The organism is Moraxella nasicaprae (assembly GCF_025643275.1).
Taxonomy (GTDB): domain Bacteria; phylum Pseudomonadota; class Gammaproteobacteria; order Pseudomonadales; family Moraxellaceae; genus Moraxella; species Moraxella nasicaprae.
Genome location: NZ_CP089977.1, coordinates 113,497 through 135,507, shown reverse-complemented (window position 1 = coordinate 135,507; position 22,011 = coordinate 113,497). Strand labels below are relative to the sequence as shown.

Sequence of the window (22,011 nt, the reverse complement as noted above, 5' to 3'; positions counted from 1 at the left end):
ATTTTATTTATACCATCATTTTTGTCAAAAAATGGTGTGTTTTACCAAAAGGTTTTTTAACCAACACTTAGTGATAAAAAGCCCATCAGACAAGCCTAAGATGACTTGGCTGCATGACTTTTGTCATTTTGATGGATAAAATCATCGAAAATCACACGATGCCAAATGGTCATTGACCATACCCACCGCTTGCATAAAAGCATAACAGGTGGTTGCTCCAACAAAAGTAAAGCCATCTTTTTTGAGCTGTTTGGCAAGGCGTGCAGAGGTTTTGGTTTGGCTGGGAATGTCTTCAAGTCGGGTTGGGTGATTGATGATAGGCTCACCATCGGCACAGGCAATGCCCCATAGATATTGAGCAAAAGACTGGCGTTGGCAGATAGCAAGATAGGCTTTGGCATTATTGATGATGGCACAGATTTTTGCACGATGGCGAATGATGCTTGTATTTTGCATCAATTCATCGATTTTTTGGTCATCGTATAAGGCGATTTTGGCAGGGTCGAAGTCATCAAAGGCACGATAATACGCTTCACGGCGTTTTAAGATGGTAATCCAGCTAAGCCCTGCCTGCATGCTTTCAAGGCATAAGCAGGCAAACAGTTGTCTGTCATCGTAAATGGGCTTGCCCCATTCATGATCGTGATAGGCGATGTACAAAGGGTCGGACAAGCACCAATCGCAACGAATCGGATTATTTGTCGTCATCGCAGTCGCCATCTAGGACATCTAGGTCGTCTTTGCACAAAGATTTGATGTTTTGTTTGCAAAAATTTGGGTCAAGTTTGCAAATGGCGTCCATCAGAACATCGATTTGTTTATCTTGTTTTTGGATATGAGCCAGTAGGGCGGCAATGCTTGATGCCACAGGGTCTTTGGCATCAGGTTTTAGACCATAGGCATTAAACAGTTCTTGTGATTGAGCTTCGTTGGCAAGTTTGGCAGGTTCTTTTTCTTTGACAATCAGACGGGCAGCACTACCAACCATTGTGGCATCATCAGGCACAGGCTTGACGACGACGGCATTTGAGCCGATTTTTGCGTTATTGCCCACGCTAAATCCACCCAAAATCTTTGCACCAGCACCCACCACGACATTATTACCCAAGGTTGGGTGGCGTTTTGCACCTTTTTCCCAAGAGACCCCACCCAAAGTCACACCGTGATACAAGGTCACATCATCGCCAATCTCAGCAGTCTCGCCAATCACCACGCCCATGCCATGATCGATGAACAGTCGTTTGCCAATCTTGGCGGCAGGGTGGATTTCGATGCCTGTGGTGCAGCGAGTAAAATGAGATAAAGCACGAGCCAAAAACTTACGGTCAGCATTCCATAGAGCGTGAGCCCCACGATGTAAAATGCGTGCATGAATGCCAGGATAAGTCAATAAAACTTCTGCCTGTGTGCGAGCGGCAGGGTCTTTGGCTAGGACGGCATTGATGTCATCACTGATGTTGTCTTTTAGCTGGCTGAGTTTTTTGATGAGGGACATAAAATTACCATGTTAATTACAAAAGTGCATTCAATAAAACCTGATTGTATCAATCAATACAGGTGTTATGTTTTTAAGTTTTGTTTAATTTTTGCAAGTAAGGAACGCAGTAAAGCGTACTCTTTTTGGTCAAGTTGCAATCTTTGGCTAAGTCTGGATAATCTTTGGGGTAGCAGTCGCAAATTGTCATCTTGGGCAAGATTAAGCTGTTTCATGAGGTCGATGATGGCATCATCAAGACCGTGTCTTTGGGCGTGTGTGATGGCAGGTTCGTCCCATACGCCACGAATATGAATGTCCAGCGGATATTCCTGAGCGGTAACGCCCTGCATTTCTTTGGCGAGTGGCGTGTAGTCGTCGTGATGCGTCAGCGTTGCATAAATACTGGCTGCAATGACTTGAACGGCATTGGCGACATTCAGCACAGGATAATCAGGATTGGCAGGGATTTGGATATGATAATCAGCCAATGCCAGCTCCTCATTGGTTAAACCTCTATCTTCTCGACCAAATAAAATGGCAATTTTGCCATGCTTGCCATGTGCCTGCTGATGTCTGGCAATCAGTTGGCTTGCCAGTTGTGGTGTAATGATGGGCTTTGGCATTTGTCTGGTTCTGGCACTGGCTGCCAAAATCAGCGTACAATCCGCCACACTATGATGCAAATCATCACTGATGATGGCGTTATCCAAGACTGTTTTGCCGCCAGCAGCATTGGCGATACTGCTATCATCAATGGGCAGGCGTGGATTGATGACCACTAGGTCGGTCAGTCCCATCGTGTGCATTGCACGAGCTGCTGAACCGATATTGGCTGGCAAGGTTGTGCCAATCATCACAATGCGAATGTTGGCAAGCTGGGCGGTCAAGTCGTTCATTTAGCGTAGCACCACATTATCGGCAGTCAGCCATTGTTTGAGTTTGATGATATTATCATCGCTGGGGTAGAGTCGCAGTCGGTCATTGACAGCGACTTTTGCCAAGCCGCATTCATCATAGACATACAGATGAATGGGCAGGCAGTCATCGACATAAAATTCGCCATCTTGATGCCTTTGGGTATTGATGGTGGTTGCCAAAGGGTCATTTTCCTTGATGATGCTTAATAAGTTATCCAAATGATGTGTGTCATTTGCCCCAATCTTGGCATGGACTTCTTTGAGTTTGTGCAAGCGTGCCTGTTCGGTGGTTTGGGCGTGTTGCAGTCGAGCAAACATTCGACCGCCATCTTCACGAATGCTGACTTTGGCGATGATGATGTTGTCGGTTTTTTTGGTCATTTGCTTGTGGTTTTTGTCAAGCATTGGCGAACCATCTTCGTTAAATAATGGCACGGATTTATCAACGGTCAAAATATGTTTTAATTGATTAAAAGTATCATTAAAACAGCTTAATTCCATTCGTCCTTTGCCATCATCAATCGTGACCGCCACACGGTTGCCAAAATTGGCGACATCGATGATTAGTCCTGCCACATGACTGTATTTATTATAGCCTGTGTCGGATAAATCAGCAATGCTGGCAACGGTGGTGTAATTGGCAAGCTCGCCACGAAATTCGTCCAACGGGTGTCCTGTCAAATACAGTCCAAGCGTCTCTTTTTCAAAACGCAGGCGGTCTTGGGTGCTCCATAAAATTTCGGGCAATTCTGGGGCAACCGACAAACCATCATCAACTTCTTGGAATAAGTCAAAAGTACCAATGAGCTGATTTTGGCGATTTTGTTCAGCGGCTGCCATGGCATCAGGCAACTGCTCCCATAATCCACGACGGATTTGGTAGCTAAAATCACCCTCATCAGTCAGATAGTGTGGTTTGAGTGTTTCTGCCAAGACATCAAAACAGCCTGCTTTAATCAAGGCTTCGAGCGTGCGTTTGCCTACTTTTTTGATGTCCACACGGTTGCAAAAGTCGTACAAATCCTTAAAAGGCCCACTTTGGCGTGCCTTGACAATGCTGGCAACCGCTTCTTCGCCCACGCCTTTGACGGCTCCTAAGCCATAGACCACCGTCTTGGCATCTCGCACCACAAATCGCCACTGGCTGTGATTGATGCTTGGCGGTATGACATTAAGATTAAAGTTATCTTTACAGTCACTTAATAAAAACACCACTTGGTCGGTATCGTCCATTTCCGAAGTCAGTACCGCTGCCATGAATTCGGCAGGGTAGTAGTGTTTTAGGTAGGCGGTCTGATAGGCAAGCACACCGTAGGCTGCTGAGTGCGATTTGTTAAAGCCATAACCTGCAAATTTTTCAACCAAATCAAAAATTTGAGCCGCCAGCACACCATCGATATTTTGGGCAACAGCACCCTCAACAAAGGTACTGCGTTGTTTTGCCATTTCTTCGGGTTTTTTCTTACCCATAGCACGACGCAGCATATCAGCACCGCCCAGCGTATAGCCTGCCAGCACCTGAGCGATTTGCATGACTTGTTCTTGATAAACGATGACTCCGTAGGTGGATTCTAGCGATGGTTTTAGGCTGTCATGCTGATATTGGGCGTGTGGATAAGCCACTTCCTGTACGCCGTGTTTGCGGTCAATGAAATCCGACACCATGCCTGATTCAAGTGGGCCAGGTCGATACAAGGCACACATCGCAATGACATCTTCAATATTAGTCGGTTTAAGCTGGGTTAGGTATTTTTTCATGCCCGAGCTTTCAAGCTGGAATACGGCACTGGTTTTGGCTTGTTGTAGCACCGATTCATAGACCGCCATATCGTCAAGTGGCAAGGTTTCAAGGTCAATCGGCTCTTGCCCAAGTTTGGCACGAGTGTCGTTAATGTTATCGACCGCTGCCTGAATGACGGTGAGGTTTCTAAGCCCCAAGAAGTCAAATTTAACCAGTCCAACTGCCTCAACATCATCTTTATCAAACTGACTGACAGGGTGACCCTCATCATCGCAATATACCGCACTAAAATCACTGATGCGATTTGGGGCAATCAGCACGCCACCTGCATGCTTACCGACATTTCGACAAATGCCTTCTAGTTTTTCTGCCATGTCCCAGATTTCTCTGGCAAGCTCATGGTCGCTGGCTTCTGGATTGGTTAATAAGTCTTTAAGCTGCGGTTCTTGTTCGATGGCATCGGCAAGGCTAATGCCAGGGGTTTTTGGAATCAGTTTGGAGATTCTATCGCCCAGACCAAAAGGCTTGCCCTGCACACGAGTCACATCTCGCACCACCGCACGAGCCGCCATCGTACCAAAAGTGATGATTTGACTGACTGCCTGACGACCATATTGGCGAGCAACATAGTCAATCACACGGTCTCGACCCTCGATACAAAAGTCAATGTCAAAGTCAGGCATCGAGACACGCTCTGGGTTTAAAAATCTTTCAAACAGCAAGTCATAATGCAAAGGGTCTAGGTCGGTGATGTTCAATGCATAAGCCACCAAAGAACCTGCTCCTGAGCCACGACCTGGACCGACAGGCACGCCATTGGCTTTTGCCCAGCGGATAAAGTCCATCACGATGAGAAAATAGCCTGGAAAGCCCATTTTGATGATGATGTCTAGCTCATAATCAAGTCGCTCGTCATAGGGCTTGCGAATATTTGCCCAGTCATCGCCTCGTTCGCTGGGAGGATATAGTTTGTCCAAACGGCGGTTGAGACCTTCGGCAGAGGTTTTTCTAAAAAAGCTTTCAATGGTTTCGCCCTCTGGAATCGGAAAGTCAGGCAAGACATTGATGCCCAAAGTCAAGGTAACATTACAGCGACTGGCAAGTAGGGCGGTGTTTTCAATAACTTGTGGCAAGTCAGCAAATAACTCTGCCATCTCTGTTTGGCTTTTAAAATATTGTAATTCGGTGTAGTCTCTTGGTCGGTTTGGGTCGCCCAATGTATAACCTGTGGCAATGCACACACGAGCCTCGTGAGCGTCAAAATCACTACTGGTATCGACATCTTTACCGCCAATATCAGCTTGCGGTGTGGCGTTCAAAAAACGCACATCGTTGTGAGCGATGACGGCAATCCCAAGTTTAGAACCCTGAATGATTGCCTGAACATTAAATCGGTCATCGCCTGTTTTGGTGCGTTTGATGCCCAAGTACAGACGATCGCCAAATACCGATTGCCATGTTTGTAGGGCATTTAGAGCAGAATCTGGGTGATTACCAAGCAAGGTTGGGGCGATTTCTGAGCGACTGGTCAAGATGGCAATCAGTCCTTCGGAGCGAGCAAATAGAGCGGATTTGGTGATGATGGGTGTGTGGATACTGACCGTGCCATTCGCCCCCATTGGTCGGTCGGTATAAGCATCAGACAGTAGTCGTAGTAGATTTTTATAGCCATCATTATTCATGGCGTAGAGCATGATGCTGTATTTGTCGTCTTCGGCTTGACGGTCGATGGCATCGCCAATCACAACCTCCGCCCCCAAAATGGGCTTAATGCCAGCACCGACACATGCCTTATAAAATTTGACCGCCGCAAACATATTATTCCAATCCACCAAGCCAAGAGCGGTCTGTCCGTCATCTTTGGCGGCTTTGACCAACTCTTTGATACGAATGATGGAATCGACGATGGCATACTCACTGCGTACACCCAAATGTACAAACGACATGACAATCCTTACTACTGCAATGTTGTGGTGATGAACAAGACTTAGGCAGGTAACGCCTGATGAGCTTACTGGTTATCAGAATCTTGATGGCGGTACTGGCGGGCAAGCATCACAGATGTTGCCACAGACAAAAGTTTCACACACCCTGATAAAAGTGCTATTATATCACGCTTGACGATAGAATTATTGATATAATTTTCCCCAATTTGCACAAAATCATCATTGCTTGGCAAAAAATCAATGATGGCTTAGACAATCTACTTAAAAAACGGCTACCATGTTTCAGATTATACAATCAAACGACACCAATGTTTTATTAGATGAACTTATCAAACAATACCATCAACAACAATTTTCTTCTGCTCAGCATTCCTCATTGGGAGCATGGGTGTTTGAGCCATTTACCGTGATTGTGCCATCGATGGTATTGGGCGACTGGCTGAATAAATCTGTGGCAAGAAAATTGGGCATCAGTACGCTATTTACCGCTCAGTTTTGGGGTCGTTATCAATGGCAAATGATTCAAACCGCTCTTAACATTGATGCACAGTATCACCCAAATACCGCCCTTGCCGTTCCAGAAGTGGCGGTCTTGTCTGGCTCAGTGATGCGATGGCGATTGTTTGGTTATTTATCTGAAATATCAAAAAAATATTTATTAAATATTTTAAATGATAAAGCACATTTTTTACATGGTTTATTGACTTCTTTGTATGAAGAACAAAGCCAAAGTGTACCAGAACATCGACTGTGGCAGGTATGCCAAGAGCTATCCTCTGTCTATGTGCGATATCTAACCCATCGTCCAGAATGGTTGCACGCATGGACATATGGGCTGGATTTGCCTATCAGTGTGCGGCAGATGCTTGCTGATAAGGAGCGGTTTGGGCAAGAATTTGGCGATACCGATGGTACGCCTGAATGGTTGATTGAGCAGTATGAGAATTTGGAGATTCTGCTTAGACAGCTGTGGCATGAGCTGTTCGGGCAGGTCTATGCGTACCGTGAGAGCTTAGAAGAGCGATTTTGGGCGGTGTTAGATGGTGTGGGTGGTGATGAATTGGCACGAGCGGTCAAAGATAGCTTGCCCAGACAGCTGTATCTGTTCACGGTGCAACAAATTCCCCAAGTGGAGCTGCAATTTTTAAAGCGATTATCAACCCATCTTCATGTACACCTGTTTCATTTAAATCCATCACAGATGTTTTGGGCGGATATTGTGGATAAAAATTGGCTTACCACTCAGCAAATCATTAAGCCACAATCAGTCTATCTTAAAGACGCTGGACATGGATTGTTATCAAGACTTGGCAAAGAGTCTCGTGAGACTTTTGCGATGCTTGCTGATATGTCTGGCGGTGAGTTTTATTATGAAGATAATCATTCTTTGGGTCAGTTGAATCGTACCAACAAAGAAAACTATCACACACCAAAAGATTGGCAGGTCATCTGGCAGGATAAGTTTGTGATGAATGCCAATGATGATTTATTAAACCAACTAAAAAATGATATTCTCATGCTTGATGATAATACCACCCATGAAGTATTGGGAAGGTCTGTCATTGATTTGCTGGGTAAGACCAAGCAGCGTGGTAAATTTAGCCTGCACCATGCTCAGCAGTTACCCAGCATCAGCATTCACGCCTGTCATGGTCTAAAACGACAATTAGAGATTGCTCGTGTGATGATTGCTCGCTATCTCAATCAGCCCAATGCTGACGGCTCACAGCGACAACTGTCTGATGTGGTGATTTATGTGCCAGATATTGACGAAGCTAAGGACTTGATTTCGTTGGTGTTTCATGATGGCATGGCAGCAGATGGCTTGGTATTGCCCGCCAAAATCACAGGGGCGACCAGCCGAAAAATTGATGAGTTGTTACAGGCGATTTTGGGATTTTATACTTTGCTTGGCGACCCTAGCAACCGATTTTATCAAGATGATGTGTTTGAATGGCTGCTAAACCCCATGCTATATCAGAGTGTTGGACTGACTTTTGAGCAGATGAATCGTGCATGTGAACTATTGGCACAGGCAGGATTTAAGCGTGGTTTTGATGCTCAGCATTTATCAGAAACACTAAATAGTGATGATTTGGATTATCGGTATAGTTTTGGCTATGCGTTAGACAGATTGACGATGGGATTGTTAGCACCGCAAGCAGACGAATTGCCCAATGCGTTGTTATACCCATTTGCATGGAAAAACCAAGCGTTTGGCGAGGCGGTTGTGTCATTAAAGGCGGTTTCGTTGGCAGACGCTCCCATCATTGAGGCTTTGTGCCGAATTTATGAAGGATTATCGTCAGTGCGTGGGCAGTATGAGCAAATAGACACCATCGAGCATTGGCTGTACGCCATCGAAGAGGAGGTCATCAATCGTTATTTTGATGGGTTGCAGTCCACGCCCGAGCTGCGTGCCATTTTTGATGCCAAAAACAGTATTGCTGCCAGCATTCGAGCAAATAAATTATACCAACATCATGGCAATGAGCAAATTAGGCTGAGTTTGCGATTTGTGCTTGAAAGTATTGCCAATCAAGTGGCAGCACAGGCGGTCAGTGCCGAACCTGCCAATGTGATTAGTTTTGCCAGATTTGGGGCACTTCGTAGCATTCCTTTTGGCTTGACAATCATGCTGGACATGAATTTGGCAACTTTTCCACGCCAAGACAGTAGGGCAAGCATGGACTTGATGAAAGCAGGCTTGCGTCGTCGTGGCGACCGTGCGATGGAAGATGATGACAATGGGGCGTTTTTGGAGGCATTACTGTGTAGTCGTGATGCTTGTATGATTTTTTATACTGCCGTCGCCAGTGATGGTGTAACCGAATTATTACCAGCCTCGCCCGTCAGTGAATTATTAGAATTTTTTAAAAATGGCGTGGATTGGCAGGATAATTTTAACTTGTCTGCCATCGGTGCAGATGAGGCAATGATTGGGCAAACCATCGCTCAGATGATGCCTGATTTGATAGAAAAATATCTGGTCACACATCATCAGGCGACCAGTTTTGATAAAGCGTTATTTTATCAAACCACTCATCAGAGTGATAAGAGTCATTCACAAGACCTAAAATCAATCGTTCGGCAGGCGTTGTCCGAAAAATTGGCTCAATTTCACGAATCTTGGCGAGTATTTTTGCCACCAGCTCCTTTGTGGCAACAAATTCGTCAAGTGTTAGACAGTCGCTATCAGAGTAGGGGCTTGGTCGTCACATTACCAAGTGATGAGCAGTACCAGCAGATTGTTGAGGCAATGGCGGACAATCTACATCAATATGATGGGCAGGCATTGTCGGTACTGCTGCATGAATATCATATCCAATTACCTGCTTTTATTCATCTAAATGACATTATTTTTAACATCAACTCGCCTGCCAAGACTTTTTTTGCTGATAAGATTTTTTTGACAAAACAAGTGGAAGAAGACGAACTTGATGAACCATTGATTTTGGATAATCTTGGAGCATATCAGCTGCAAACCGCCATTTTGGACGCTTTGGCACAAGGGGTGTTTGATGGCATTAGCCCTGCTGTGTTTGAACAGCAAGAGTTGGGTCTTAATGATGTTCAGATTTCGGCAGAAAACCAGCAGGCTTGGCAACGCTTGATGGCATTAAACTATGGCAATCAGTTGCCAGCAGGTGCGTCAAGATGGACGAGCTTGCAAAAGCAGTTGGCATTTAGCATGAGCCAAGCCAATGATTTTTATGAGGTTTTGCAAAACAGTGGCAAGACATCTGTGGTTGGTCTGATGACTACGCCAACCGACTATGCCAAGCTCATCACCGCTTGTGATGAACGCATACTCTTGCTTGATGTGGTTGGACAATCGATTCAGCTGACCGCCAACCTTCCCAAAGATGACACCGATGCTTGGCTGTCTGTCTTGCCAAAATCTGCTAAGGCAAAGCATCTTTTGATGCTGTGGATACGCCATTTGGCTTGGCAGGTGGACAAAGGCACAGATGTACAGGCGGTGCAAAATAATGCAGGCTGTACGATAGGTTATTTTCATCGAGAAAGCAGGGAATTAAAGGCGTTAGGGCATGATGAGCATCGAACTTTCATGTTCACGCCTGTACCTGCCGATACGGCAAAACGATTGCTGGACAATTTTATTTGCTTGGCTTATTTGATGAGAAAGTTGGCAATACCGATGACGGTGGAAAACTCTTTGATTTATGTTGGGCTACTTGCCAGTGACAGTGATTTATTGGGCTATTTTCGTGATGATTCAACAAATCAGCTGAACAAAGTAAGCAGTTTATTTTCAGCATGGCTGTCGGTCAATCATCAAGGCGTGGCGTATGATTCTTGTAGTCAGCACGACTCTTGGCGGTTGATTTTGGGCGATACCGATGCCTTGATTGCTTGGAAGCAAGCCAGTATTTTGGTTGAAATATTATATAGTCATTTTAAACAATCTTTGGTGTCTTTGGATTGTATCAAAGACGATAAGGAGACAAAATGATGGACAAAAAGACACACACACCAACGGGCATTGCAGCTTTGGATTGCTCTTTGCAAGGCGGGTATCTGATTGAGGCATCAGCAGGAACAGGTAAAACTTGGACGCTGACAGGCATTATTTTAAGACTGCTGATTGAAAAAAAATATTCGCCTGAACGCATTGTGGCAACGACATTTACCAAAGCTGCCGCCGCAGAAATGCAAGAGAGAATTTTGCAACGACTACAAAATTTTTATGCGTTGATTCGTTGGCTAAAATCCCAGCAAAGCCATCATCAAGCGTGGTTTGATGTTAAAAATCTTGCACAGTCATTACCGCAAATTGAAAACATGGCATCAATGGCAGGTGTTGATGGTAGTGATCCAATTCATCTTTATTTATTAAGTTTTTTGATACAATCTGGCGAAAAGACCCTAGATGAGACCATTCGCCGTACTGGGCTATTATTAACCACTTTGGATAAGCTGTTTGTGGGGACGCTAGATAGCCTGACCCAAAAATGGCTCAAAGAATTTTCCGCCCAAATCGGTCATCATAGCGATGTGCAAATCTCACCAGATGCCACACGATATACCGCAGCGATGATTCATGACGAGCTGCGAGCCAAAGAAGTGCAGTTAAAGCTGGATAATCCTTTGTTGTATCGTTTGTTGTTGCAGCAGTATCCCAATCTGTTTGGCGATGTCAATACCATGATGCATCGCATCAATCAGGTGCTACAATTTTTTTCTGCACCGATTGATGAGGTATCGCCAGCCGATGTTACTTTGGAGGATATTCAAGATATTCTACATGATGTTGGTTGTGTTGATTTTGATGGTTTGCAAGAGTTTTATGATGCCAATCATAACATCTTTCTTGGCATAAGCAAAAAAACCGCCAATAGCTTGCAGGAAAATTTGCCACTTTGGCAGACCATATTAGACATGGTTAATCAACATGGGCTTGATTTTGTTGCCCATTTAAGTAAGCAACAACACGCATTTTTGGCAGACATTAAGTCATGGTCTGATGCCGAGTGGAAAAATGTGTTTAATAAAAAGCATGACCAATCAGCCAAAGATAGGTTGATTGCGTTGTTAGAAGAGATGGCGACTTTGGCGGCTTGCCCGCAGATGCTACTATCGGTGCAGGAACATTATATTCGTCAGCTGTCTTATCAGATTGCCTTGACCATCAAAGAGCGTCTGGCTGGTGTGTTAGAAGCCCAAAAGCAGACAACTTTTACCTTGCAAATGGTGCGACTAAATACCGCCTTATCCGTCAATCCTGCTTTGGCAAAACACATTCGCCATCATTATCCTGTGGCATTGATTGACGAATCCCAAGATGTGAACGGTTTGCAAGTTGAGCTATTGGAACAAGTATATCTTAAAGATATGCTTAATTATCAACTGCAAATGAAACGCTTTGATGAGATTGGTGGTGACCAGCCAAAACCACAAAAAGGTTTTTTGCTTTTGGTGGGCGACCCTAAGCAGGCGATTTATCGTTTTCGTGGGGGCGATGTCGCCAACTATAATTTGCTCAAATATTATGGCGAACAACAAAGTGGTCAATCGGTGCTAAATCGTTCTTTGGTGCTGGACACCAACCGCCGCTCCAATCGTGCCTTGATTGAATTATTGAATGTATGGTTTGTGGATAATGGTGCGTCAGGATTTGCCAATCATGCCAATCTAGGTAGCGAGATTTATTATCGACCAATCAGTGCATTTGAGGAAACCCAGCGACTGTCTTGGCAACAAAACGAACAACATGATGGCGTGGATTATGTGGGCAACAGTCCGCTGACGGTGCTGCACATCGCCTATGAAGACAAAAAAGAGAAATATCAATTATTGGCACAACACATCAATGCCATTTTGCAAGGCGAGCATTATTTGGCAGGGCGACGAGTCATGCCAAGCGATGTGGCGGTACTGTCCAAAACCAATAATGAGTTATCAAAACTACAAAAAGAATTAAAAAAACTAAACATACCTGCCATTGATGCCAAAGATGAAAATGTCTTTATGACGCAGGCGGGCAAGGATTTATATGCGTTAATGTTAGCGATTTTGCAGCCAAACCGCACCGATTATGTGGGCAGATGGTTGGTAACGCCAATGATGGGTCTGACACTAACGCAAGCGATGGCGTTGCTTGGTGTGGACGATGATGAGCAGATGAGTGATGAATTGCCCGTCGGACTGGATAAACTAACCCTCATCACTTATCTTAAAAAAGCTCATGACAGATGGCAAAAAAATGGCTTGGCGGCAGCGTTAAATGAAATTTTACTAAAAAATTTATCTCATGAAGATGTGTTGATATTATCCGTAGCACAGCTTGGCGAACGGTATTTGAGTGATTTGTGGCAGTTGATTGAATTGATTGGCACACAAAATCATCTGCATGAATCTCGCCTGCTGGCATGGTATGAGCAAATGATGCAGCAAAAACCAGAAGAGCTAGACGAGACACACAAAAGAGCGGTGTTGCCTAGCGAAACAGGCGTACATCTGATGAGTATTCATAAATCCAAAGGTTTGGAATTTCCCATCGTGTATTTGCTTGGTCTAAACAAAACCCCCAGTGAAAATAACACGGGTTTTTACCCTTATAGCGATGAACATTTTCATCGTCGGATTTCGCCAAATGCTGGTAGGGGAATTCAGGCAAGTTATTATGCTGATTTGGACAGCAAAGAGGGCATTGATGAATTAAGACGCTTGGGCTATGTGGGATTGACTCGGGCATCTGAGCAGGTTTTTGTGGTTGCTGATGATGCGTACAACAAAAAAGATATTGAGAAAAAACCGCTCAACCAGTGGCTAGAATCCATGCAGGCAGCCTACACGCTGCCAGCACGACTGTCATCGGTCAATCAGATTGAGCTGGCGACCTGTACACGATGTGCTGATGTCTTTGGTCAGATGAGTGGTGATGAACAGGCAATCAAGTACGCAGACTGGCATCAGTTGTTACCACAGACAAAGTTTGCAGGCGTATATCAGACGAGCTTCACCGCCTTAGTAGCACATCTAAATTCTTTGGACAAAGAACAATTGGCAGTGGTGGCAGACTATGATGAATTATCCGTGCTAAGTCAGGCGGATAATGAGGCACTTATCATCAATCCGCATGAGATTCGCCAAAGTTTCATCAAGGGGCGGTTTGCAGGGGATTTTTTGCACAAGGTTTTGCAGCACGCCAAACGCAGTAATGAGCTTAGTAGAGTGATTGATGATTTTGTCAAACAGCTTGGATTGCCCAGCCGTTATGCCAGTCTGCACGCCCAGGCCTATCTGGTGGGACAATCCCAAGATGAGACAGAGCATCATCGGCTGGTGGCGTGGCTAAGTCAGGTGATGCACGCTAACTTCATCAGTTCGGGTGTGTCGCTGGCACAGATTGATGAGCAGGCACAAAGACGAGAGCTGAGCTTTGTTTTGGGCATGAATGATGATTTTTCGGTGGATAAGCTAAATCAAGCCTTTGCTAAGCATAGCGACCGTGCATTGTCCTTGCTTGACGATGGCGGTGTGGCGTATCGTTATCTGCGTGGTGAGATTGATTTGGTGTATGAGCATCAAGGTAGGTTTTATGTGGTGGATTATAAATCCAATCATCTTGGTGTTTTGCCCAGTGATTATCATGAGGATAGCCTGAGTAAGGCGATGGATAAGTCTGGCTATTGGTTGCAAGCCGCCATCTATCAAGTGGCATTGCACCGCTTGTTAAAGCTCAAAATTGCTGATTATGCTGGGCAAGAATCACGATATTTAGGGTCAGTAGAGTATGTCTTTTTGCGAGGCATTGACCCTGAAAATCCTCAAATGGGGCGGTTAAAATGGCAGCCGCCATTACCACTGATTTTGGCACTTGATGAGATTTTATAGTGAAGTATTTCTAATTAAAAAAAATGGGAAATTTATGAATCATATACAGACGGCAACCAGTCGCTATCTGATACAAAGACTACAACAAAACGCCCAGTGGTATGAACAAAAATCTGCATTAAATCAGGCATTTTGTGTATCCAAAAAAGACGCCAGTTTGTTCGAATTTTTGTTCATTTTGCTCAATCAGCATTTGCAAGAGGGTCATACGGTCTTGGCGATGACGGACAAACTGGTGGGCGATGAGCGTTTCTTGGCGGTAATGCCAGCTTGGCAGACGGCATTATTTAGCCCTGCGATGTCGATTTTGGGTGATTTTTTGCCCAATCCGCCAGATTTTATGGTGCTGTTTGAGCAGATGCAGCAGCTGTTACATCGGCAGGTGGATAATGCCGTGCTTGCTGATTGGAGTCAGGAGGCGTTGCGTCAATATCGCTCGCTATTATTGTCTATTGACGGCAATATACGGCAAGTGGATAAAGAGCAGCTGCTGCATTTGTTTTTGATGATGTTTCGAGTCTATTATTTGCTAAATACCTGCAATAACAAACAAGATTTTTTAGATATTTTACAAAAAAATCTGTGGTTTGCTCAGGAAAATTATCATGACTTACCCTCAAAACTTCACATCAACCCACCCATCATCTATGGCGTGCGTGACAAGGGTGTTTATCTGTGGCTAAATCGTGCTTATCAAGCTGAACAGGGGTTGCTTAGCCACATTTGGCGAATATCATCAGGGCAGGTGATGGATTTTGCCATTGATGGATTGCCTGATTTTATGAATACTGCCCAAAAGCAGGCAGTGGCACTGGTATCCAAGCAGCCGTTTGCATTGATTATTGGCGGTCCAGGCACAGGTAAGACTTTTACGGTGGCACAGATTGTATTGTCTATGTATAGACAATTTAAAGATAATGAAAATACAAAAGGTTTTCGCTTGGTCTTGTCTGCACCAACAGGTAAAGCTGCCCAAAGAATGAGTGAGTCATTGCAACAGGCATTGGATAAAGCAGGCGTGCAGATTGCCTTGCCCAAGCCTAAGACCATTCATCGCTTGCTGGGCATCGGCAATGATGGCGTGCCACGACACCATCAGCACAACCCTTTGCCTGATGACATGATTATCATTGATGAAGCGTCCATGCTAGGCGTGGAGCTGGCACATCAGTTGTTATCAGCGGTCAAGACGGGGGCAAGATTGGTATTGCTTGGCGATGCCAATCAGTTGGCGGCGGTGGACGCTGGGGCGGTTTTGGCGGATTTGTGCAAAATGCCATCGCTACAACAACATCTGGTTGCATTGCAAGAATCTCGTCGCTTTGGGGCAGATTCAGGCGTGGGTCGCTTAGCAGCGTTGGTGCATGAAGAATCAACCAATCCTTATCATGCTGTGATGGCATTAACGCAAGATTATGCTGATGTGCGTTGTCATGCCTTAGGCGATATTGATGTGTACGAAACGCTTGCACAAGGTTACCAGATGTATTTTGAGCAGACGGCGGCGTGTCGCTGGCGGTTTGCCAAATTAAGCACGGCAGCCCAGCTTTCGGTGGTACAATCATTGATGGCAACTTTGAGCAATTATCGGATTTTGTGTGCATCTCATCAAGGCAGATATGGCGATGAGACCATCAATCAGCATTTGGTCAAAAGGCATAAAGCCATCATCAAGGCATTGCCATCAGCATCAGCATGGTATCATGGTCGGGTGGTGATGATTACCAAAAACCGTTATGATTTGGGGTTGTACAATGGCGATGTGGGTATTTGTCTATATGGTGCATCTGGCTTGGTGGTGTATTTTGAGGGCGATGAAGAAAGGGCGGTGTCGGTTGATTTGCTTGATGGGCAGGTGGTTATTGATGCTTATGCCATCACGGTGCATAAATCACAAGGTTCAGAGTGGCGACAGGTTGCCATCGTGTTTGATGAGCAAAATCATCGATTATTGTCCAAAGAGTTGATTTATACCGCCATCACTCGTGCCAAATCGCAAGTGGATATTTATAGTACGCCTGATGCCATTAACTTGGCAATCGCCACGCCAACCATTCGCCAGACAGGACTGGAAAAATTGGTGTGATTTTTGGTGGTATGATGATAAGATAGAGCATAAAAAAATCAGATAATTGGAAGGCATTGATGAGAATTTTATTGGTTGAAGATGATGAATCGTTGGGTGTCAGCATTCGTGATTGGCTGATGATGGATAAAGAAACGGTGGATTGGGTGCAGGCTGGACATTTGGCGGTATCAGCATTACAAAGCTACGATTATGCGTGCGTACTGCTTGATCGTGGATTGCCCAATATGTCAGGCGATGAGGTGCTGACATACATCAGACAAAAAAATCTACCTGTGGCGGTGCTGATGATTACCGCTAGGGATAGCATTAAAGACCGCATTGATGGCTTGGATTTGGGGGCAGATGATTATTTGGTCAAGCCTTTTGATTTGGCAGAAATGTCTGCACGCATTCGAGCGGCAGTGCGAAAATATGGAGAGCAACCAAAATCGCCCATTTTAAGTCACCAAACTGAATTTGGTGAGCTATGCCTAGACCCTGCCAAAAAACAGGTAACTTTGGCTGGCGAATCGGTCATTTTGGCACATAAAGAATACATTGTTTTGCATCGCTTGTTGCGTAGCCCTAGTCATGTAGTATCCAAAGAGCAGCTGGAAGATGAGTTGTACGGTTGGGGTGAAGAGATTGAAAGCAATGCCATTGAGGTGTATATTTCTCATTTACGCAAAAAACTGGGTGCTAGCACCATCAAGACCTTGCGTAAACAGGGCTATACATTGATTGATACATCACATCAATAATTTACCAAACCTTATGCGTAGCATTTCTATCCAAAAACAGCTGCTAAAAAACACGACCACAACCAGCATCATCTTGGCGGTATTGGGGTTTTTGGCGGTCGGTGGCACGGTTATCTATCATCACAGCCAAGTGTTTGATGAGCTGTTGGCTGGCAATGCCAATGCATTGCTTGGCAAAAGCGATGTCTATCCTGATATTGAGTACAGTTTGCAGCATCTTAATGACGAGATGGATATTGAATATCAAGTCATCAATCAAAATGGACAGATACTAAATCAGACCTTGTACGCACCAAGCACGCCATATTTACAAGAATTTAATGACCAGTCCTACTACAACATTTGGCAAAATGGTCAATGGTTGCGAGTGTACACCGCCTATAATCATAACCTTAATCGCTATGTACAAATCGCTCAGCCGTGGCGACAACGCTTTGATTTTGCATTGCCTGTGATTGCCAATTATATGGCGTTTGTGGCGGCGGTATTGCTGGTTTTGGCGTTGAGCAATTTTTGGGTCATTCGCAAAACGCTACGCCCCTTAAAGGCACTACAAGATGAAGTGGCAAGCCGTCATTTGCAAGATTTATCCAGCATTCAGCCAACCATCATCATCAGCGAAACCAGACCGCTGCTTGATGCCATCAATCAGCTTTTTGAACGCCTCATCATCGCCAAAGAAAGCCAAGAGCGATTCACCGCTGATGCATCGCACGAGCTGCGTACTCCGTTGGCGGCAGTGGACATGAAACTGCAACTGATGGGGAGAAAGTTTGCCGACCAGCCAGATTTGGTTGGTATGCTGACAGATGCACGACTTGATGTCAAAAGAAGCACGCAGCTGGTTGAGAGCCTATTGACTTTGGCACGCTTGGATAATGAGCAAGTAAGCCAAAAACAGACCATTTTGGTGCAGGAGTTGCCCAAATTATTGCAAGGGGTGATTGATGAATTTGCTGATAAATTTAGCGAAAATCACAGTCGGTTCATGACAGATTGGGAGCGATGCTTGGGCGATTATCGTGCTTTATGCGTGCATACAGATTTATTGCTTGTGGCGATAAGAAATCTGCTGGATAATGCTTTAAAATATGGCGGTCATCAAACACGCATTTGTTTACAGATTTTGACCGATGGGCAGGGCGTGCGTGTGGGTGTGCTTGATGATGGTGTGGGTGTGTCTGCCAAGATGCAGCACAAGCTAACTGAGCGTTTTTTTCGAGTGCTAGGCACAAATCGACAAGGCTCAGGGCTTGGTCTATCCATCGTTGCTAAGATTGCTCAATATCATCATGGACAAGTGCAGATTGGACAAGGATTGGACGGCACTGGATTGGGCGTGTTCATCAGTCTGCCATTTACTTTGCATCGATAGTTGTCTGATGTCAAACATTATCGCCACTCATCAAATCAACAAATGGTAACTCAATGAATGGCGATGATTGTATCAATGTTCATTCATCATGCCATGATGATGCTATTTGCACTGAAAAGTGATGTGATATTCATGGTCATCGCCACGAGACAGATTGGGTACGCCAGCCCCAAAAATCGCTCCTGCAATAGTGATGCCTTGCTCAACCATACGACCTGTTTTTTCGTCCAAAATGCCATTATAGGTGTGTTTGTCATTGATGATGACGGCAGTTTTGCTACCACATTGTTTTTTGGCGGTGGCAAGAGCAGCCTCTTGGGCTTTGATTTTGGTAGAGCCTAGTCCTGTGGTTTCGTGTGTTGCGTCAGCACGAGTGATGACAGGATTGGTTGAGCCACCTGTGCTGGCACAAGCGGTCAATAATAGGGCAGAACTTAGGGCAAAGATGGCAGTTTGTTTCATTGCTCATTCCTTTTTCAAAAAAGACGGATTTAGTCTAGTATAACAATTTTTTAACAAGAAAATATCGTTAAACCCTTGCATAGTGTCGCTATTTTGTGAATATTGTGTAGCCTGTGTAAATAAGTATTTGATGGGTTTATTTGGGATTGGTGCTGATGGCGTGGCTATTAAGACCGATGATTGCTTTACCAAAACCTGATACTTATCATCATGTTTTTTTTGGCATGAGTAGAACATCATCATTTATCCTTTTGGCAAAGGATAGCTAATCGTCAAAAACAGTCGAACCTATCGGCTGTTTTTATTGATGTCTGCAATAAAATGCAACACATTCATGGTTTGGCGATGAGGTTTTTATGGTAGAATGAACAGATTTTAGTAGTAAATTTGAATCATTAAATATATGCTTAGCCAAACCATTAAGCCCAGCCAAATCACCCTCATCGATGCACCCAACGGCAAACTTGAAATTGATGCCATCTGGCAAGACAGCGACACCGTTGCCATCATTTGCCACCCAAATCCAATGCAGGGTGGTACGATGAATAACAAGGTTGTCAGTACGCTATTTCGCTATTGTCGTGATGCAGGCATGAGTGTGTTACGATTTAATTTTCGTGGCGTGGGTGCTTCAACAGGCACCACAGGCAATGGCGAAGGCGAATTCATCGATGGTTTGACGGCATTGCGTTACGCACTGGCTCAGACGGGTGCCACGCGTGTGTGGTTAGGTGGTTTTTCTTTTGGTGGATTCATCACTTGTCGATTGGCTCATGCGGTCAGTAATGATGAGGAGTTTGCTGAGCTGCAACTGGCAGGCGTGGCGTTGATTGCACCGTCCATCGTGCGTCATGACACCAGTCAATTAACTTGGCAGGCGGACAGCACCTGCTTGATTTATGGTCAGCATGACGAACTGGTTGCTCCTTTGGCATTGGCACGCTTTGGCGAGCATAGACAAATACCGACCAGCGTGATTGACACGGGGCATTTTTTTCATGGTAAACTGGTTGAACTTCGCCATGCCCTAGAAACCTATTTTGGCAAATGTGATGAACAAGGATAAATATTCATGGCAACTTTGACCCCATTACAACGCTATCACGCAGCATTGGCGACAGGCGATTTTAGTGAAGATGGCGTGCAGTTGGCGGCGATAACCTACCTTGACCAACTGTATCATCAGCTTGTCAAGACACAAGAGCAAAGCGGTGGTTGGTTTGCCAATTTATTCAAGTCCAAACCAACCCCGCCAAAAGGTCTGTATATGTGGGGTGGTGTCGGTCGTGGTAAGACTTGGATGATGGACATGTTTTATGAAAGCCTGCCCATCGAGAAAAAAATGCGTATGCATTTTCATCATTTCATGCAACGAGTGCAAAAAGAGCTGGTTGCCTTGCAGGGTCAAGTCGATCCACTCCAAAAAGTCGCCGACATCATTCATCATGAGGCGGTGGTCATTTGTTTTGATGAATTTTTTGTTTCCAATGTGTCTGATGCGATGATTTTGGGCGATTTGTTTACCCTGTTGTTTGAAAGAGGCATCACGCTGGTGGCGACTTCTAATATTGAGCCAGCAGGATTGTACAAAAACGGCATTCATCGAGACAGATTTTTACCAGCCATCGCCCAAGTCGAAAAACACACCACCGTCATGAATATCGACGCAGGGATTGATTATCGCCTAAGATTATTAAAACAAGCCAAACTGTATGTTTCTCCGTTGTCGGCAGAGACCGATGGCTGGCTTAGCGAAAGATTTGATGTGTTGGCTGGTGGGCAGAGTGTAAGCACCGACCCGATTATCATCGCCCAGCGACCAATCGACATCATCAAACGCACTGAAACCATGCTACTGGTGGATTTTCGTGCCATTTGTATGCAGCCTCGTTCTGCCAGTGATTTTATTGCGATTGCCAGTGATTATGATACCGTGATGGTGGATAATGTGCCATTTTTAAATGATGTGCTGATGGATGCCACTCGCCGATTTATTTATTTGGTCGATGAATTTTATGACCGCCGTGTCAAACTATTGGTGCGTGCCGAACAGTCCATCATTGAGTTGTATCAAGGCGAAAAACTTGCTTTTGAAATCGAAAGAACTCGCTCCCGATTGCTAGAAATGCAATCAGAGGATTATTTGGCAGCTGAACATAAAGTTGATTAAAACCAATCAGTTAGGAAACCCAGCAAATGAACAATCCAGTGCTTGACACCATCAATCATCGCCGCAGTATTGGTAAGTTGTCCTTGCCAATGCCATCAAAAGATGAGCTACAACTGGTGCTAAATGCCGCCTTGAACGCTCCTGACCATAAGCAGCTAAAACCTTGGCAATTTTGGGTATTAACAGGGCAATCCCTAGTGGATTTGGGCGAAGTATTACTACAAGCTGCCCAAGCAGAAGCGATGGCAAAGGGTGAAACTCTGGACGAAGCAACCACCAAAAAAATCCTTAATATGCCACTTCGAGCACCAATGATGATTGTGCTTGCGACTGATTTTAAGCATCATGAAAAAGTGCCAGAATTTGAGCAGCTGCTAAGTGCAGGTGCTGCCGCTCAAAATATCCTACTTGCCTTAGAATCGCTGGGCTATAAGAGTGTATGGAGAACAGGTCCTTTGTGTAACACGCCACAAGTCAAGGCATATTTTGGCATTAGCAAAGACAATACGCTTTGTGGCATGATTTATGCAGGCAGTAGTGATGTGGCGATGCCTGAACGAGAGCCGATTGACTTGGGGCAGTTTGTCCAATATTTTGAGTAAAGTCAACCATCAATTTTAAAAAAACGATGCCAAGTTGGGCGTGTGATTTACCCATCTTTACCAAAATACACATTGATGATGGCGTGATATTCATTGATGATTTTGGTGGCTTATCTTGGCTGATTAATAAC

The 22,011-nt window shown here is 44.8% G+C and carries 13 protein-coding genes; 8 read left to right on the top strand and 5 right to left on the bottom strand.

What is annotated here, in order from left to right; genetic code table 11:
• Window positions 1–141: 141 nt before the first annotated feature.
• From LU297_RS00625 to dnaE, 4 genes are all read right to left on the bottom strand, one after another.
• Window positions 142–720, bottom strand: coding sequence for a DNA-3-methyladenine glycosylase I (locus LU297_RS00625; RefSeq protein WP_432806260.1), 579 nt, complete (start codon window positions 718–720; stop codon window positions 142–144).
• Window positions 695–1,495, bottom strand: a complete 801-nt coding sequence (cysE, locus tag LU297_RS00620) for a serine O-acetyltransferase (protein WP_263076493.1) — start codon at window positions 1,493–1,495, stop codon at window positions 695–697. Before cysE ends, LU297_RS00625 begins: the two co-directional genes overlap by 26 nt.
• Before the next feature lie 65 nt (window positions 1,496–1,560).
• Entirely contained in the window at window positions 1,561–2,373 is an 813-nt protein-coding gene (locus tag LU297_RS00615) for an RNA methyltransferase (RefSeq protein WP_263076492.1), read from the bottom strand.
• Window positions 2,374–6,081, bottom strand: a complete 3,708-nt coding sequence (dnaE, locus tag LU297_RS00610; RefSeq protein WP_263076491.1) for a DNA polymerase III subunit alpha — start codon at window positions 6,079–6,081, stop codon at window positions 2,374–2,376.
• A gap of 277 nt (window positions 6,082–6,358) precedes the next feature.
• On the opposite strand from dnaE, the gene LU297_RS00605 reads away from it, so the two are divergent.
• Genes LU297_RS00605 through LU297_RS00585 form a run of 5 tightly spaced genes read left to right on the top strand, consistent with a single transcriptional unit; the run spans window position 6,359 to window position 18,646 of the window.
• Window positions 6,359–10,558, top strand: a complete 4,200-nt coding sequence (locus LU297_RS00605; RefSeq protein WP_263076490.1) for an exodeoxyribonuclease V subunit gamma — start codon at window positions 6,359–6,361, stop codon at window positions 10,556–10,558.
• Window positions 10,555–14,442 (top strand): UvrD-helicase domain-containing protein, encoded by a 3,888-nt coding sequence (locus LU297_RS00600; RefSeq protein ID WP_263076489.1) that lies wholly within the window; start codon window positions 10,555–10,557, stop codon window positions 14,440–14,442. Before LU297_RS00605 ends, LU297_RS00600 begins: the two co-directional genes overlap by 4 nt.
• 34 nt (window positions 14,443–14,476) lie before the next feature.
• The gene (recD, locus tag LU297_RS00595; RefSeq protein WP_263076488.1) at window positions 14,477–16,528 is read left to right on the top strand and encodes an exodeoxyribonuclease V subunit alpha; all 2,052 of its coding nucleotides are present in this window, start codon (window positions 14,477–14,479) and stop codon (window positions 16,526–16,528) included.
• A 59-nt stretch (window positions 16,529–16,587) separates the two neighbouring features.
• Complete coding sequence (locus LU297_RS00590; RefSeq protein ID WP_263076487.1) at window positions 16,588–17,271, top strand: response regulator transcription factor; 684 nt, start codon at window positions 16,588–16,590, stop codon at window positions 17,269–17,271.
• Window positions 17,272–17,284: 13 nt separating this feature from the next.
• Window positions 17,285–18,646 carry a sensor histidine kinase gene (locus LU297_RS00585; protein WP_263076486.1) on the top strand — a complete coding sequence of 454 codons (1,362 nt, stop codon included), beginning with the start codon at window positions 17,285–17,287 and terminating at the stop codon, window positions 18,644–18,646.
• 102 nt (window positions 18,647–18,748) lie between these two features.
• On the opposite strand, the gene LU297_RS00580 is transcribed toward LU297_RS00585, so the two are convergent.
• Complete coding sequence (locus tag LU297_RS00580; protein ID WP_263076485.1) at window positions 18,749–19,108, bottom strand: hypothetical protein; 360 nt, start codon at window positions 19,106–19,108, stop codon at window positions 18,749–18,751.
• Between the two features lie 403 nt (window positions 19,109–19,511).
• Between LU297_RS00580 and LU297_RS00575 the strand changes: the two genes are divergently transcribed.
• Genes LU297_RS00575 through LU297_RS00565 form a run of 3 tightly spaced genes read left to right on the top strand, consistent with a single transcriptional unit; the run spans window position 19,512 to window position 21,880 of the window.
• Window positions 19,512–20,174, top strand: coding sequence for an alpha/beta hydrolase (locus LU297_RS00575; RefSeq protein WP_263076484.1), 663 nt, complete (start codon window positions 19,512–19,514; stop codon window positions 20,172–20,174).
• Between the two features lie 6 nt (window positions 20,175–20,180).
• Entirely contained in the window at window positions 20,181–21,278 is a 1,098-nt protein-coding gene (zapE, locus tag LU297_RS00570; protein WP_263076483.1) for a cell division protein ZapE, read from the top strand.
• Between the two features lie 26 nt (window positions 21,279–21,304).
• Window positions 21,305–21,880: a nitroreductase family protein gene (locus LU297_RS00565; RefSeq protein WP_263076482.1), complete on the top strand. Its 576-nt coding sequence runs from the start codon at window positions 21,305–21,307 to the stop codon at window positions 21,878–21,880.
• Window positions 21,881–22,011: the final 131 nt, after the last annotated feature.

Coding starts and splice junctions, on each gene's coding strand:
- LU297_RS00625 (WP_432806260.1), bottom strand. CDS start 720: ATGGCGACTGCGATGACGACAAATAATCCGATTCGTTGCGATTGGTGC.
- cysE (WP_263076493.1), bottom strand. CDS start 1,495: ATGTCCCTCATCAAAAAACTCAGCCAGCTAAAAGACAACATCAGTGAT.
- LU297_RS00615 (WP_263076492.1), bottom strand. CDS start 2,373: ATGAACGACTTGACCGCCCAGCTTGCCAACATTCGCATTGTGATGATT.
- dnaE (WP_263076491.1), bottom strand. CDS start 6,081: ATGTCGTTTGTACATTTGGGTGTACGCAGTGAGTATGCCATCGTCGAT.
- LU297_RS00605 (WP_263076490.1), top strand. CDS start 6,359: ATGTTTCAGATTATACAATCAAACGACACCAATGTTTTATTAGATGAA.
- LU297_RS00600 (WP_263076489.1), top strand. CDS start 10,555: ATGATGGACAAAAAGACACACACACCAACGGGCATTGCAGCTTTGGAT.
- recD (WP_263076488.1), top strand. CDS start 14,477: ATGAATCATATACAGACGGCAACCAGTCGCTATCTGATACAAAGACTA.
- LU297_RS00590 (WP_263076487.1), top strand. CDS start 16,588: ATGAGAATTTTATTGGTTGAAGATGATGAATCGTTGGGTGTCAGCATT.
- LU297_RS00585 (WP_263076486.1), top strand. CDS start 17,285: ATGCGTAGCATTTCTATCCAAAAACAGCTGCTAAAAAACACGACCACA.
- LU297_RS00580 (WP_263076485.1), bottom strand. CDS start 19,108: ATGAAACAAACTGCCATCTTTGCCCTAAGTTCTGCCCTATTATTGACC.
- LU297_RS00575 (WP_263076484.1), top strand. CDS start 19,512: ATGCTTAGCCAAACCATTAAGCCCAGCCAAATCACCCTCATCGATGCA.
- zapE (WP_263076483.1), top strand. CDS start 20,181: ATGGCAACTTTGACCCCATTACAACGCTATCACGCAGCATTGGCGACA.
- LU297_RS00565 (WP_263076482.1), top strand. CDS start 21,305: ATGAACAATCCAGTGCTTGACACCATCAATCATCGCCGCAGTATTGGT.